The 15,750-nt window shown below is 49.5% G+C and carries 13 protein-coding genes and 1 pseudogene; 4 read left to right on the forward strand and 10 right to left on the reverse strand.

All coding sequences use genetic code 11. From position 1 onward, the window contains the following. Positions 1-14 precede the first annotated feature (14 nt). The 3 genes from Enr17x_RS27545 to Enr17x_RS27555 form a co-directional block, all read right to left on the reverse strand. On the reverse strand, positions 15-920 hold the full coding sequence (locus tag Enr17x_RS27545; RefSeq protein WP_145313354.1) for a DUF58 domain-containing protein: 906 nt from the start codon (positions 918-920) through the stop codon (positions 15-17). Next, positions 877-1,947: an AAA family ATPase gene (locus tag Enr17x_RS27550; RefSeq protein WP_145314228.1), complete on the reverse strand. Its 1,071-nt coding sequence runs from the start codon at positions 1,945-1,947 to the stop codon at positions 877-879. The genes Enr17x_RS27545 and Enr17x_RS27550 overlap by 44 nt, the downstream gene beginning before the upstream one ends. A 125-nt stretch (positions 1,948-2,072) precedes the next feature. Beyond that, the gene (locus Enr17x_RS27555; RefSeq protein ID WP_145313356.1) at positions 2,073-4,181 is read right to left on the reverse strand and encodes an alpha/beta hydrolase family protein; all 2,109 of its coding nucleotides are present in this window, start codon (positions 4,179-4,181) and stop codon (positions 2,073-2,075) included. 345 nt (positions 4,182-4,526) lie between these two features. Between Enr17x_RS27555 and Enr17x_RS27560 the strand changes: the two genes are divergently transcribed. The 3 genes from Enr17x_RS27560 (at position 4,527) to pyk (ending at position 9,845) form a co-directional block, all read left to right on the forward strand. Further along, a complete protein-coding gene (locus Enr17x_RS27560) occupies positions 4,527-5,480 on the forward strand; it encodes an AAA family ATPase (RefSeq protein WP_145313358.1) in 954 nt (317 codons plus the stop codon). Between the two features lie 201 nt (positions 5,481-5,681). Then, positions 5,682-8,309 carry a DUF255 domain-containing protein gene (locus Enr17x_RS27565; protein ID WP_145313360.1) on the forward strand — a complete coding sequence of 876 codons (2,628 nt, stop codon included), beginning with the start codon at positions 5,682-5,684 and terminating at the stop codon, positions 8,307-8,309. 69 nt (positions 8,310-8,378) lie between these two features. Continuing rightward, the gene (gene pyk / locus Enr17x_RS27570) at positions 8,379-9,845 is read left to right on the forward strand and encodes a pyruvate kinase (RefSeq protein WP_232100876.1); all 1,467 of its coding nucleotides are present in this window, start codon (positions 8,379-8,381) and stop codon (positions 9,843-9,845) included. 269 nt (positions 9,846-10,114) lie between these two features. Here pyk and tnpC read toward each other — a convergent pair whose 3' ends face one another. The 5 genes and pseudogenes from tnpC to Enr17x_RS29800 all read right to left on the reverse strand — a co-directional run bounded on the left by tnpC (position 10,115) and on the right by Enr17x_RS29800 (position 13,874). Further along, positions 10,115-11,689, reverse strand: a complete 1,575-nt coding sequence (tnpC, locus tag Enr17x_RS27580) for an IS66 family transposase (RefSeq protein ID WP_232100877.1) — start codon at positions 11,687-11,689, stop codon at positions 10,115-10,117. A 44-nt stretch (positions 11,690-11,733) separates the two neighbouring features. After that, positions 11,734-12,096, reverse strand: coding sequence for an IS66 family insertion sequence element accessory protein TnpB (gene tnpB, locus Enr17x_RS27585; RefSeq protein WP_145305628.1), 363 nt, complete (start codon positions 12,094-12,096; stop codon positions 11,734-11,736). After that, complete coding sequence (gene tnpA / locus Enr17x_RS30205; protein WP_145305627.1) at positions 12,090-12,437, reverse strand: IS66 family insertion sequence element accessory protein TnpA; 348 nt, start codon at positions 12,435-12,437, stop codon at positions 12,090-12,092. Before tnpA ends, tnpB begins: the two co-directional genes overlap by 7 nt. Positions 12,438-12,526: 89 nt before the next feature. Continuing rightward, positions 12,527-13,528, reverse strand: a pseudogene (locus Enr17x_RS30420) (tyrosine-type recombinase/integrase); the annotation flags it as partial. Beyond that, the gene (locus tag Enr17x_RS29800; protein WP_232100878.1) at positions 13,515-13,874 is read right to left on the reverse strand and encodes a hypothetical protein; all 360 of its coding nucleotides are present in this window, start codon (positions 13,872-13,874) and stop codon (positions 13,515-13,517) included. The pseudogene Enr17x_RS30420 and the gene Enr17x_RS29800, both read right to left, overlap by 14 nt. Positions 13,875-14,196: 322 nt before the next feature. Between Enr17x_RS29800 and Enr17x_RS27600 the strand changes: the two genes are divergently transcribed. Next, positions 14,197-14,376, forward strand: a complete 180-nt coding sequence (locus Enr17x_RS27600) for a hypothetical protein (RefSeq protein WP_145313367.1) — start codon at positions 14,197-14,199, stop codon at positions 14,374-14,376. Positions 14,377-14,631: 255 nt separating this feature from the next. Here Enr17x_RS27600 and Enr17x_RS27605 read toward each other — a convergent pair whose 3' ends face one another. Together Enr17x_RS27605 and Enr17x_RS27610 are read right to left on the reverse strand one after the other, a co-directional pair. Continuing rightward, complete coding sequence (locus tag Enr17x_RS27605) at positions 14,632-14,880, reverse strand: LexA family protein (RefSeq protein WP_145313369.1); 249 nt, start codon at positions 14,878-14,880, stop codon at positions 14,632-14,634. A 279-nt stretch (positions 14,881-15,159) separates the two neighbouring features. After that, positions 15,160-15,750, reverse strand: coding sequence for a DUF2335 domain-containing protein (locus Enr17x_RS27610; protein WP_145313370.1), 591 nt, complete (start codon positions 15,748-15,750; stop codon positions 15,160-15,162).

Consider the following 15,750-nt stretch of genomic DNA (forward strand, 5'->3'; position numbering starts at 1 on the left):
AGATCGTTAAATACCTAAGAACCAATTCTTGACTGGCGATGTGACAGGAAAGTCGACAATGCCACATCCAGTGACTGATCGGTGCGGACCAGACCGTAATCCATTTTCAGATCACGGCAGCCTCGCCGCACGGTTTGTAAAAACTTCTCGAACTCTGCCTGATATGCTTTCTTCAGCGAGCGCGGTTCGGCCATCTGTTCGGGCAGGTTTTCCAGTCCTTTAAACAGGACTGGCTCTTGAAACGGAAAGTCCTGTTCAGCCGGATCAATCACCTGCAACAAGCTGACATCATGTTTGCGATGACGAAAATGCTTCAATCCTAACATCACCGAGTCAAGATCATCAAACAGATCGCTGATGATAATGATCAGGCTGCGTCGCGAAATTCGTTCGGCCAGTTCATGAAACACTTTCCCCAGCCCCGATTCACCGGATGGCTCGGTATGTTCCATCGTATAATACATCTGCTTCAAATGGGTCGGTTGACTGGAAGGTCTCAGAAATTCAAGCACCTGATCATTCACCGTACAGAGTCCGGCGGCATCCTGTTGCTTGATGACAACGTAAGCGAGTGCCGCCGCGACCAGTCTGCCATACTCCCATTTTGATAATGCAGCATTGGCAGATTGATAACGCATCGATTCACTGCAATCGAGCAGGATATAACAGGTAAAGTTTGTCTCGGCTTCGTACTGTTTGAGATAATAACGGTCCGACTTGGCATATACTTTCCAGTCGACGTAGCGCAAGTCATCGCCGACCGAATATTCGCGGTGCTGTGCAAATTCAGCGGAAAACCCGTGAAAGGGGCTTTTGTGGGAACCAGAGACATAGCCTTCCACAATCTGCCGCGCCGCGAGGTCCAGGTTCTGGATTTTAGCGAGCGTCTGCGGATCTAAATACTTGTGGTAATCTTCCATCAAGTTTTTCCTGAGAGGAATCGACAGAGATGAGTTGAATCAAGCGGTCCACAATTTTATCGGGCGTCATTCCCTCTGCTTCCGCGTTGAAATTCGTAATGATCCGGTGCCTCAAAACCGGATGAGCCACCGCACGCACATCATCCGTGCTCACATACAACTTCCCGTGAAGAATTGCTCGAGCTTTGGCCCCTAGAATCAAATTCTGACTGGCACGGGGTCCGGCGCCCCAACTGACAAACTCGCGAATGAAGTCGGGCACCTCTTCCGCGCTCGGATCTTCGCCGGGCCTGATGCGCGTCATCCTCGCGAACTGCATCGCATAGCGGATAATATGATCGGCCACGGGTACTTTGCGAACCAGAGATTGAAACGACAGCAACTCATCCAGATCCAACACTTTCTTCACAGAGTAGGAATCGTCGGATGTAGTCTGCCGCACAATAGCGAATTCTTCCTCTTCACTGGGATAATCGACTTTGACTTCAAACATGAAGCGGTCCAACTGGGCTTCTGGCAGCGGGTAGGTTCCCTCCTGCTCAATCGGATTCTGTGTCGCCAACACAAAGAAGGGGTCGGGTAGTTTGTGTTTGCGTCCGCCCGCTGTGACCTGATGCTCCTGCATCGCTTCCAGGAGAGCCGCTTGTGTTTTGGGGGGCGTACGGTTGATCTCATCCGCCAGGACCACATTTGAAAAGATGGGGCCGGGTAGAAATTTGAAATCCCGATTGCCGGTGCTTTTGTCTTCCTGAATAACATCGGTTCCCGTGATATCTGCAGGCATCAGATCGGGAGTAAACTGCACACGATTGAACGACAGGTTCAAGGTATCGGCGAGTGTATGTACGATTAATGTTTTCGCCAGACCGGGCACGCCCACCAGCAGACAATGCCCGCCCGCCAGCAAAGAGATCAATAGTTCTTCGACAACCTGATGCTGTCCGATGACGACCCGATTCACTTCCTGCATCAGTCGTTCGTATGCCTGATGTAATTTTTCAACGGCTTCCAGATCGGAAGTTTCCATCGTAGGATCGTTACTCACGATATTGCCAGTTTCCTGTTCGAAGAAATGAAACACGCCTGCTCACACTGATGATTACTATTGTGACGAGCGGGCCCCTGTTGACGCAAGGCTGTTTGAGTCGGTTCTTAGCTGTCGGCGCCTTTTGCCCCCCAGGGAGCAATTTGCGTAAGACCTTTGCTTGCTTTCAGTTCTGCATAGCATTCTGGCATATCAAAGGACGTCAATACATTAGGTACCAATGTTGACAAAGGCCAATGGTAGTGTTCCGTCTCTGCGATATCGCTATAGGAGGTCAACGCATTTTTCAACGTGACCTGCTTGACATGGGGAGAGAACAAGGCAGCAAATGTCGCCGGCAATGCGCCCCAGCCCCGACCAATCAGATGAATATCGGTATGCCCGTTCGCAGCCATCCAATCGAGGGTGCGCAGTACATCAAATGTTCTTTGCCCGACGTAAGGTTCATCCAACATCACCGAATGCGCGGCGTAGAAGTAATCACTTCCATAAGGAGTAAAAAACGAATTTGGATTGGTCGTATCCGGCATCGACTCTCCAATCCCTCTCACATCACAGGTATAAAGCACACGGTCTTTGTCCTGACTGGCGGTTTTCAACAGTGGCTCGTCCCGCAGTTCTGCATCCGATGAAACATGGGAAACATACAAGGTCGCCTGTTTACCCGCATTTTGTGGAGGTCGAGAATAGAGCCGCTCATCAGACACGCGATAAACGACTGCCTGAATGCCGGGCTCTGTTTCGATCGCATAGGTAATCGCATATTTCAGCGGATAGTTTTTTCCGCCCCGGTTGCGCAGGATGCGATAGTCGGGAGTCCCCTCGGCATGTTTCAAGCGGAGTGTTTCCGCTACAGCAGACTGCAGGGCTGCCCCTTTTTTGGGTTTCCGTTGCTGCGCCAGTTCCTTCGATCGTTCGGCAGTAAAGACATGAATCGGTTTGGAACCAAGATCCGCGACAGACCCTTTGGGAGTGCACCACAGGGTTTCATCTTTTTCGATCGTCAGTTTGGGCTCTTTGGTTTCGCTGGAGACACCGGTCGCCTGATTGAACCATTCATACATGGCTTCGCGATTTTCCTGCGAATAGCCATGATAGGTTGGTCCGACAAAATGTGATACGTTTTCTTCTTTACCCAGCAGTTTATATAGCCGTTTCAGTCGCAGATAAGCTTCCCGGGCACCGCGGACATCGAAATAATCGCGTTCTTTGCTCAGAATCCGAACGGGCTTGGGTGCTTGTGCGGCCAGAAAGTCGGCGTGATCCAGTTCCAGGGCTAACACTTTCGGCGGACACTGTTCGGTATCAGCGGGAAGTTCGTTCTCCATGTTACGTCGGAATGTGGTCACGAAACAACTGGGAGCAGCCATCGACCAGCGGGGTTCGACCCCACACAGCCAGGTTGTCATCGTTCCGCCACCCGAGTTTCCGGTGACCCCTACCTGTTTGGGGTCGACCTCTTTGCGAGTTAACAGATAGTCCAGTGCGCGAACGCCATCCCAGGCACGCCACATCGACAAATTTTCGCCGACCAGAAATTGCTGATTTCCGCCGTGCAGATGCTCGCGAACACCGACGCCAATCGTCGACTTCAAATCGTCGCCGGAATATTGAACCCGCTCTCCCTGCCCGATCGGATCATAAATCAGAACGACATAGCCTTTTCTAGCCAGGCCTTGTGAAAACGACTGGTAGGCCGTTTCTGCTTTTCCGTTATGCGAGTGACCACAGGTCCCCACCACGCCGGGAACCGGCTTTGTGATTCCTTTGGGAATATAAAGATTCGCCGTGACCAGAAAACCGGGACGACTTTCAAAGATGACATTTTCAATCGTGTAGGTGTCACGGTCTGTCGTTTTTGTGATGCGGGCTTTTAAAGGTGTCCGTTCCGGATTCGGTCCGAATGCTTCCTGAATTCGTTTCTGAACAGAACGTACATATTCTTCTGCGTCCGCTTTTGTTTTGAGTGAATCCAGCCGCGCAATAGTTTTGGCTTCCTGTTCCCTGACACGACCGACAAAGTATTCCTGCACCATTCGTGGGAAACGATTCAACGCAGGAACTGTTTGATCAGGTTTCTTAGGGGCCGCAGCCAATTCCTGAATTACCAGGTTCTCTAACAGACTCAAACCAACCAGACTGATGGCTCCAGTTTTGATAAAAGCTCGCCGTGAGAGAGTTTCGAACTGGTCAATCGTCTGTTTTGAGCCCGACATATTGAATGATCCTGATGAAAATGAATTAATAATAAATATATATGATGCCACTGTATTACATGATCTCAGCTACATTGAAACAAAGTTGCGAAAATCAAATGCTGAGGTGATCATGCGCTGATTGTTATCATATTTTCGTTTTCTTTACAATTGGCTTCTCTATAATGAAAATCAATCCGACAATTGTACAGAATTATTTTACTTGTTTTCCCATAATTCCATAAGCGTTAATAACTGGATACACTATGAGTTGTAATGAGTAACAGATTTCTGTAATTCTGAATCTTGAAACACACAGTGCTCTCCGCGACATCAGTAGACGTTCCCATCAGAAATGGATCATAAATGGAAGTTAGTTCCCAGCAAGAAACTGCAGAACTGGTCAAAATTCTTCACGAAAATATTTCCAGTGTCCTCATCGGCAAACCAGAAGTTGTGCAGCTCGCTATTGTGACATTATTGGCGGAAGGCCATATTCTGATCGAAGATGCGCCGGGTGTAGGGAAAACGTCATTAGCCAAAGCCATCGCGAAAAGTCTGGACTGCAACTATAAACGGGTTCAATTCACGCCGGACATGCTGCCTTCTGATATTCTGGGGTCGAATGTCTTTCTTCCCAATCTGGGTGAATTTGAATTTCGTAAAGGTCCGATTTTTTCCAACATCCTGCTGGCAGATGAAATCAACCGTACGCCGCCCCGCACACAAAGTGCTCTGTTGGAAGCAATGAATGAAGGTCAGGTGAGTGTGGAAGGGCAAACCATACCACTGCAGCCCCCCTTCTTCGTTCTGGCGACGCAAAATCCGTTTGAATTTGAAGGCACCTATCCTTTACCGGAAAACCAACTTGACCGCTTCATGATGTGTATCGACATCGGCTACCCCGAACGATCAATTGAACGGGACGTACTCATCCAACATCGATCGGGTGAACCAGTAAATACACTGCAGCCTGTTCTCACTGTTAAACAGTTACGCGAAATGCAACAGGCCGTCAGCAATGTGCGCGTCGATGACTCTTTAACGGATTACATTCTGGAAATTGTGGACACGACCCGCCACCACCCGGAACTCACATTAGGGGTCAGTACCCGTGGTGCGATCACCTTTTCCCATGCCGCCCAGAGCAAAGCGTTTACGGAAGGACGTGACTATGTCATACCGGACGACATCAAAGAGTTAGCAGTCCCCGTCTTAGCACACCGGGTCATTACCAAATCACTGGTGCGTGAAAACCAGCGGACCCGCGCGAGTGAAATCATTCGCCAGATTTTACAACAGGCTGCGGCTCCGGGATAAAATGGGAAGGCCGGCTGTATGAAGAAACGGTGCAGTCGCCCGGATTTTTTACGGTTCTGCCATTATTAAATAGGCGTCTACGCTTGGATTAGATAAGATACTGGTACCCCCGTCGGATCAGCCGAAGTTCGGCTGCCCCGCTTTAGACCAATATTGCTTGTCAGGGCATTCGCGCGCTGGCTTGCCCCTGGAGGAATAAAAATGGATTGCAATCAAAATACAAAGTGGTGGTTCGCACTGATTCTCGCCACTTGTTTCATCAATTCAAACTGGAACCATCAAATGTTGTCTGCCAACGATGATTCTCAAAAAGCACCGCAGCAACCTTCATCTGACTCACCCGAATCTCCCAAAGAAACTGCGAAATTTACCAATCGTCTGTCAAAAGAGACCAGCCCTTACCTGCTGCTGCATCAACATAATCCCGTAGACTGGTATCCCTGGGGACCGGAGGCCTTTGAAAAAGCAAAGCAGGAAAACAAAATCATTTTCCTGTCGATTGGCTACAGCAGTTGTTACTGGTGCCATGTGATGGAACGCCTGGTTTTTGAAAATCCGGAAATTGCGAAATACATGAACGAGAATTTTGTGAATATCAAAGTAGATCGGGAAGAACGCCCGGACATCGACGATATTTACATGACCTCGTTAAGCGTTTACTTTCACCTGATCGGTGCTCCTGCCAATGGCGGCTGGCCTTTATCGATGTTTTTAACTCCGGAACGGGAACCGTTTGCCGGTGGTACTTATTTTCCTCCCACGGATCAGGGTGGCCAGATGAGTTTTCCCCGCGTTCTGCAACGCGTGAACCAACTCTGGTCAGCAGATAAAAAACAGGTCGAGCAGAGCGCCACGATCATCGCAAAAGAAGTCGCCCGTCTGCAAAAGGAAGAAGCCGCAACGGAAGCGATCGCGATTGAAAGTAAACTGGTCAGTGCAGGCGTCCGTTCCATCAACGCCGGTTACGACTCTGAATTTGGAGGCATCGATTTCTCTGAAGTCACACCAAATGCCCCCAAGTTTCCAACTTCGTCCAAGCTGGTACTGCTGCAGTATGACCTTGAAGCGCCTTCAAACGATGCCACCGCTGCTGAGTCAGCAAAGGTGTTGTACCACACTCTCGATGCAATGGCGAACGGCGGAATCTATGATCATCTGGGAGGCGGCTTTCACCGTTATAGTACCGACCGCTACTGGCATGTTCCACACTTTGAAAAAATGCTTTACGATAACGGGCAACTGGCATCATTGTATGCGAACGCGTTTGCGCAAACAGGCAACGTTCAATATAAGCAGGTCACCGAAGGCATCATTGATTTCGTGCTGCGGGAATTGACCGACCCTCAGGGGGGCTTTTATTCGGCCCTGGATGCGGAAACCGATGGCGTTGAAGGTGAGCACTACGCCTGGTCGAAAGCAGAACTCAAAACGGCATTGGACGATAACTATAACCTGTTCGCTGAATTCTATGGCTTGAATGAACCAGCGCGTTTCGAACACGGTTTTGTATTACATCGTGTGACTTCGCTGGAAGCACTCGCAGAAAAACAAAAGACGACTCCCGCCGCCCTCGAAACCAGACTCGCTGCGATGCGGCAAAAGCTGCATACGCTTCGAAACCAGAGAAAGCCGCTGTTAAAAGACGATAAAATTCTGATCAGCTGGAATGGTCTGATGATTGAAGGCATGGCGACTGCCGGTCGCGTTCTGAAACGCCACGATTATACTGCCGCTGCAGAAAAGGCAGCACAGTTCATTCTTGATCAGATGCGCAATGATCAAGGTCACCTGTACCGCAGTTATCGTTCCGGGCAGGCACGGTTAAACGCCTATCTTGATGACTATGCGTTTCTGGTTCAGGGACTGCTGGCACTGCATGAGGCAACCGGCAAACAGCATTGGCTGGATCAGGCACGTCAACTGACTGACCTGCAGATAGAACTCTTCTGGGATCAGAAAGAGCATGGGTTCTTTTTCACCACACACGACCATGAACAGTTAATCGCCCGCACCAAAAATGCCTATGATGCAGCGATTCCATCCGGCAACAGTATCAGCGTCCGCAATCTGATTCGTTTGTCCGAACTGACTCAGGAACCGAAATACCGACAGCACGCCGACCAGTCACTTCAACTGTTTGGCAGAATCATCAAACGCTACCCCGCTCGCTGTGCCCAACTGGTTCAAGCCGTCGGTGAATATCTGGATTCGCCCCTCAACCAGAAACAGTCCGCGGTTCCCCTTCCTGTTGGCGATTTTCGTTTAGCCCTGACTGACGCTGAAGAACCGGAACAATTGGCAGCCGTGAATCCCGGTCTCGAATTACTGGCGGCGGCAGGCTTGGGACAGGCCAGCCCCAAAAAGAAACTGGTCACTGCGAAAGCATATCTCTCCGTCGACAAACTGCCTGCAGGCAAAACCTGTCAGGTGGCGATTGTGCTCGCGATTGAGGACAGCTGGCACATCAACCAGAATCCTCCCAGCCCTGATTTTATGGTGCCAACCACGTTCACGATTAAGTCGGCTCAGAACATCAAATTATCAAAAGTGAAATACCCCACCGGGCATGCATTCAAAGTCGCAGGCTTTGATGAACCGCTTCAGGTTTACGAAAAGCAGGCCATCATTCGAGGTACGCTTACGATTCCACCCGGCGCAGCGGGAAAAGAGGAAGAACTTGAGCTGAATGTGAAGTATCAGGCCTGTAATGACAAAACCTGTATTCGCCCCACGACGGTCAGTCTGAAAGGGAAATTTCGGATTGCCAAACCGGGCGAACCCATCAAACAGGTTAACCAAAAATGGTTTCAGCCCGAAAAGAAAAACTGATTATGATTTCAGACAAAAACAGAGCGCACTGAACTGTATGCTGTCGCAATATTTTTTTAAAGGTTCATGATGAACGACACTCAATATGAAGAACAGCCGCTCGTAAAAACGAAAATCATTGCCACGGTCGGCCCGGCTTCCGATTCGCGCGAAATGCTGCGAAAATTAATCATTGCCGGCGTAGATCTGTTTCGGCTGAACTTCGCCCATGGGAAACATGATAATCTGGCCGAAGTCGTCAAGAACATTCACGAGCTCTCAGAAGAACTGGGAAAGCCGATTGGAATTCTTGGCGATTTATCCGGACCGAAAATTCGACTGGGTGTCCTGCCGGGGGATGAAATCATCTGCCGGCAGAACATGAGTTTCCGCTTCATTCGTGGTCTGGAAACCAATCATCCACAGGAATTGACGTGCACTTACGAATCTTTAATCACCGACCTTCGCGAGGGTGACCCCATCCTGCTGGCTGACGGCATGGTTGCGATGCGCGTTGTGGAAAAATCCGCAGATGGAGAGTTTGTGGAGTGTGTGGTCGAACGGGAAGGCATCATCCGCAGCAGGCAGGGGGTAAACCTTCCGGGCGTCCAGCTCAGTACTCCCTGCCTGACAGAAAAAGACTTGAAAGACCTGGCCTGGGGTGTGGAACATGGTCTCGATTATATCGGTCTCAGTTTTGTTCGTTCTGCCGATGATATTACGCATCTGATCGATGAAATTGAGAAACTAAATCCGGTTGAGCCGCCACATGTCGTCGCTAAGATTGAAAAAATCGAAGCTGTCAGCGATATCGAACAGATTCTAAAACTGACCGACGCCGTGATGGTCGCACGCGGGGATCTGGGAGTTGAAGTGGATATCGAACGGGTTCCCATCATTCAAAAACGCATCATCCATCTTTGTAATCAATACCGCGTCCCCGTGATTACCGCCACACAGATGCTCGACAGCATGCAATTTAATACCTTTCCCACACGCGCTGAAGCCAGCGATGTTGCCAACGCCGTTCTGGATGGCAGCGATGCCGTCATGCTTTCTGGTGAAACCGCCGTGGGTGTCAGCCCGCTGGCAGCAGTCTCGATGATGAGCCGCATCGTTCGCGAGGCGGCCCGCATACTGTCATCCAATCTGCATTCAGAAGAAACAACCAGTAACCGCCGCTTACATGCCCGCGAAGTTACCGAAGCCGTGACACTCGGTGCCGGCATTACCGCAGAGAAACTGGACGCCGACCTGATGGTGACTTGTACCCACGAAGGGAAAACGGCGATGGCACTATCCAAACAGCGGCGAACTGTCCCCACGGTTGCTCTCACTGACCGGCCATCGACGGCCCGCCGGATTACACTGTACTGGGGTGTGACTCCGCTTTTGACAGATGTTGTTGATAAGTCACCACAAAAAATCCTGAAATATATCGTGACATATGGTAAGAAACTCGGATTTCTATCGCCGGGAAGTCAAATCGTCCTGATCTCCGGCACCGACTGGAGTTCGTTAGGCCACGATATGCTGCTCGTCCATGAAGTGAAATAGACACCAAACCACCAATTTAGTCATTAACCGACTATACATTGTAAGAAAACCCGCTTTTTGAAAATCAATCAAAAAGCGGGTTTTTAGCCACGCGTTAGCCACCATGAAAAAATCAGCCGATTAGCTTGCTGACGGCGTTGGTCGCGTCTGACCGTTGAGAGGGTAGCACATGGGCATACACATTCAGCGTGATTGAAGGGTTTGAATGTCCTGTAACCGTTTCAGCAAATACACGGTCTATCAATGACTGAACTGAATCGCTGCCGGGTTCAGCGTCGGCGGGTGTAGTGGGCTTCCGGGTGTTGCTTCAGCCATTGGTCTGGCAGCAGTTCTTCCAGGCGATCGGCGGCGTGATCGGTGATCCGCGTCAACACATCGCGCAGATAGGCAAACGGTTCCACTTCGTTTGCTTTGCAACTGGCCATCAGGCTGTAATGCACGGCGGCCGCCTGGCCGCCCCGGTCGCTGCCGACGAACAGATAATTCTTCCGGCCGAGGGCACAGGGACGCAAGGTGCGTTCGGCCAGGTTGTTGTCAATCGACAGGATGCCCTCGGTACAATACCGCGTAAACCCGGACCAGCGGCTTAACAGATATTGAATCGCCGCTGCCACCGGACTTTTCGGTAACAGACTGCGCGCGGTTTCCGTCAACCAGTCGCAGAACTTTTCCAGTATCGGTAGCGCCTGTTTCTGTCGCAACTGCCAGCGGCGTTTCCACCAGTGTTCGCAGTCCGCCGGCTGTGGCAGATCCGACTTCAACACGCCGGCTTCCCGTTCGATCGCGTATAACTGCTGGATAAACAATAATGCCCGGTGAGCGGCTTCCGGCTGCACCGTCCGCGCATCGTAAAACTTGCGTCGCGCATGCGCCCAGCACAAGACCTGGTGAATTCTGCCTGACCGGTACAGTTCTTCGTAGCCGGCATACGCGTCTGCCTGCAGATAACCGCAAAAGTGTTCTAAAAACGCCTGGGGACCGGCGCGTTCCCGGTTCGGGGTGAAATCATAGACCGAATACGGGTGCGCGACATCGCCACAGTAAACCCAGAACCGGCCGGTCCGCGTGCGGGAAAGCCGTTGGTCCTGGACGGGAATCGTCGTATCATCCGTATGTACGACGCTGGATTGCAAAACCCGGCTTTTCATCAGATCAATCAGCGGTTGCAGTAATTCTGCGGTTTCCAGGACCCAGCGGCTCATCGTGCTCCGCGAAAGCTGTACGCCATTCCGGCTGAGAATGGATTCATGACGATACAGGGGGAGATGATCTGAGTATTTCCCCACCAGGATCGTCGAGAGCAAGCCGGGGCCGGCGAAGCCTTTGGCAATCGGCCGGGCAGGAACTGGAGCCAGCGCCACATGCTCTTCACACTCCCGGCACGCGTATTTGAAACGTACGTGCTCGATCACTTTCAGGCTGGCAGGAATGAATTCTAACTGTTCGTGGCTGATTTCTCCGATCCGCTGCCGTGTCTGGTCGCAGCAGGGACAGCGTTTTTCCGATTCGGTCAGGTCATGCTCTACCCGTTCCAGAGGCAGATGATCGGGCAGCTTGTTACGGCCACCGCCACGACGGCGATGTGCGGAAACCGTCGTGGGAGGAGGTTCATCGTCCTCGGGCTCGGCCGCTTCCTCTGGAGTATCGGGTTCGTCAAACAGACTCATTTGATTGGGGGCGATCTTTTCAGAACGGGCGCCAAACCGCTGTCGCAGCAGCCGATCAATGAAATGTTTGAGTTGCTCGACTTCCCGCTGTTGCTCTCCCACGGTCTCACCCAACTGGTGAATCATATCATGGCAGGATTGGACGTCGTTCGGCAATGAGGATCGTTTCTGGTTCATGTTCCACGTCTTAACATAATCGTTGTCAGGCGGGAACTGTTTTTTTATGAAGTCGATACTTTTTCTGAAATCTGATAGCGTTTTCTGCGCTGCACGCTGGTCAGGTCGATGCCCTGCAGCAGGAGCCCCAGGTCGATTGAGGACAGTTGTAGGCCATGTGTGCCCTCCGGGCTGGAGAGACGCTGATATGTGCCCGCTTCCAGCCGTTTATACCAGATGGCCAGACCATCGTGGTCCCAGTACAGCAGCTTGATCCGATCCTGTTTTTTGTTGAGAAACACAAATAGTCCCCCGTCGAGTACGTTTTGCTGCAGGTAGACTTCGGTCATTCGCAGGAGGCCGTCAAAACTTTTGCGCATATCGGTGGGGACCGTGCAGAAATAAATGCGGGTGGGCAGATTCAGCATGCGCGCTGCTCCAGCGCGGCGAGCACGGTTTCGAGCGTGGTTTGATCACAGCCGTTTCCGACGCGAACCGAGGTGCCCTGTGAGAACACGATTTCAATCGGCGTGGCAGGGAGTTGGACTTCAACGGGCAGAAAGGAAGCTGCAGCGGTTGTCTCGGCATCCCGCTTTTTCAGTTCCCGTCGCCAGTAGTGGTAAGCTGGTTCGCTGAGTCCCTCACGCTGACAGAAGGCACGGATCGAGAGTCCGGACTGCAGTCGGTCAGAAAGGGTTTGTCGCCAGAACGCTTCACGGTTCGGGTTCCGTCGCTGGTCGGCACGCGGGGTTGGCTGGGATGCGGGCATCGCTTTCGCTCCTGAATATGCTGGTGGTTAAAACACATGCAGAATACGATACACGTCAAGGTGTATTTTGTGGGCCGGTTACAATGTCCTAAGGTCTCCGAAATGACCGTAATCGGAACACCGCTATTGATAGCGAATGTTGCAAAAGTATGCCTCACCTGATGAAAGCCACGGTGTTCAATGCCTGCCTTTTTTAACAAAACCCTCCAGGCACTTTGAAAGTTAATGTACCCGATTGAATAACCGTTGCGGCCATAGAATACAAACTCATTAGCGGGGTATCCCTTTTTGACCAGTAGCTTCCTTTGGTTGATCAGGGCTGTTGCGGTGCTGTCAGAAATACCAATCGTTCTAATACTGCTCTTGGTTTTCGGCGGCTTGATCTCTTTGTATCCGCCCGCATTCGACAGCTGCTGGACGACATGAATCTTGTTCTTGTCCAAGTCAACATTTTCCCAACACAAACCGAACAATTCCCCAGGTCTCATGCCAGTTGTCAGACCAGTATAAAACAGGTTGTGAAAATGGTGCCCGTCTAAATATTTAAGCAATGCCTTCACTTCATCCACTGTAAAGGGGTTGGCTTTCGCATAGGAATGCTTCGGTTTTTTAACTGGAGAACAGGGGTTTTCTCGAATCATTCGGAAGGAATAAGCCCTGACCATAGCAGTATTCAAGTAACAATATGCGAGTTGAACAGTGCGACCACCAACGCCATTGTCCCGGAGTTTGTCAATCATTTTCTGGACATCCATCGGCGATAACTTGACAAGCTGCTTTCTTCCGATGATTGGAATGACGTGATTCGTGATGATATTTCGTGTCGATAAATAAGTGTTCCTTGTGCTTTCACGCTCAACGGTTTCAATCCATGACTTCAGATACTTACCAACGGTTTCAGATCCCAAAGAAGCAAAGCCGCTTTCAACTTCCTCGTGTAGCTTTCGCAAATTAGAGTTTGCATCAGACCGGTTTTTGGAAGTCTTCGTTTTTCGTCTTCGTTTTCCATCCTCATAGTAAGTGACCTGGGCAACCCATTTGCAGGTCTTGGGATTTTTGAAAACGGTTCCCTCACCATTACTCCGCTTCATCTGATTGAATCTTTCCAATATGAGACAGAAAATCACTTGCGTAGATGTAAGAGTTCCCTGCCTCAATTCCAATAAAGGGAATTTGGTATTTCTTAATCCATTTAACAATCGTCTCGGTTGGACGTCTCCACATATGCGACCAGAAATCGATTCCATAAAGCCCGTTTTCCGGCATTTGCCAGCCGGGAACGCATTTCAAGTGATCGCTATTTTCGTACACATTCTCAATTCCACTTGATTTTTGGGGCGTACTTTCCCTAGAATCATTGCTAGGCATGATTTTAAACTCCCTTTCACTGGTGGAGTTGTTTTTAATTTGCCCTAAATTGCCCTCAGGGAGTTGCACCTTCCTGAGGGTTTATTTTTTGGCTCTATACTTTTAGACGATTGATTAATTCATTTTTACGAAATTTTCGGAACTTTTATGTGCTGTTAATCGTCGACTTCAGCATTTCCTCTCCCCGTTGTTAAAAGAAAAGGCCCACACGACGTGTGTATGGCACGTCATTGCAGGCCTTTCCCAAGTGCGACAAAAGTCGCTTAAATCCGTTTGTATTCATAAAGTAGTCTCCATACACGACATTATGTACTGCAATATAGTAGTACAATTTGCAGTACATTTTCAACCTTAAATTGTAGAGATTCCTAAGATTGGATATGCTCTCAAAATGAGTGCAAAACGAAAGAAGAAAATTAAAAAACAAGCAACCATCACCTTTCGACTGGGTGAAGTAGAAAAAGCACGTTTTGAAAAAGCTGTTGAGAAAGAAGACCGCTACAACGCGGAGGTTCTGCGTGAATTGATGGCAAGCTATGCCGACAAGATTCTTGGCAAAGAAGAACATTAAGCCCAGCGTCCTTATCATTTGAATGAGATTTGCTAAGTTCATAAATTAGCCTCAAAAGTGAACTCGTCAACTGATTTTGCGGCGCCGCATGTTTACAAGTGACTTCACATACAAGTGGACTAGGCAATTTATTACACTTTACAAAAAAGCACTAGTTTAAACTGTTTGCCTGATTTTGTAGTAAAAAACAAACAGATAGGATTAGGGTATTCATGTAAATCTATTTTCATTTTTTTGAAAATAGTTGTTTGCGCATCACTCCACCACACCACAAAACCGCAGCTTCAGCGGCACCTCAACCAACTCGATTCCACGCGGCATGGTTTCAATCCGCTTCAACCGTCCTTTGCGCTCCAACGCCTTGAGATGATCAGAAACGCCGTTGGTTGATCTCATTCCAAACGCGTTGCCGATCTCCCGCACCGTCGGGGAGTAACCCATCTTGGCAATGTAAACTCGAATGAAACTCAGGATTGATTTTTGTTTTTCGGTCAGTCTCTTCATGAGAAATCCCTTTCAGCGCACGGCGAAACAGTTGGTTGGTAGTGATGTTCAAGGAATGCGATCCTTGAGAAGAACGCGGATAAAAATCTATCGTGATCATCTACAGCAGATCACACGCGGCTGGCACCCCGGCCAGGAATGGAAGTAGGTTTGTGTACAAGAGGATATCGCGAATGCGAGCGATTGCAAGAGAGTATGTGAAAGATTTTCGAGGTGTTCAGTCAAATAAAAAAGCCGCCTAAAAAAGCGGCTTTTTGCTAAGACCTGATCTTCAATTTATTATTCTGAATCAGCACTCTCTTCTTGTTCATCATCGTCATCATCAGAAGGCGAACTCCTTCCATTCATGAATGACTTAACTACAGAAGCGATTGAGCCTGCACCAATAATACTACCTATCACTGCACTAGACCAACTGTTACCCCAAATGGCAATCAGGACAGCGCTACCTGCCAGCACAATCGACACTAATACTGCTGAATTTCTAGCATGAGCATCACTTTCATGAACCCTTTTCATCTCTTCGCATTGTGCAGAGTAGAGAAGTTTTTTTAAGTCATGTCGATTAGCCTGCTCTTGTTCAGCTAATTTAAAAATTCGATCTGCTGCACCTGGATGAATTTCTTCATATCTTCTCAGGTCCTCTGGGTCTGGGTAAGGCGATACTTTTAACAAACTAGTAGCTTTAGTCGTAGATGTATAATACACATCGGCAGTCGACACGCTTTGTGTATCAATATCGTTTTGAGATAAACCAGCAATAGATTCAGATGTCTCTGTGGATGCAGAGTTATTGAGAACCAAACCTTCTAAATCAGGATTAACTGCTCCTTCCGTAAGTTCTTCTTCAGGATCAGTTTGATTACTCAT

This window comes from Gimesia fumaroli, assembly GCF_007754425.1.
In the GTDB taxonomy this organism is placed as follows: domain Bacteria; phylum Planctomycetota; class Planctomycetia; order Planctomycetales; family Planctomycetaceae; genus Gimesia; species Gimesia fumaroli.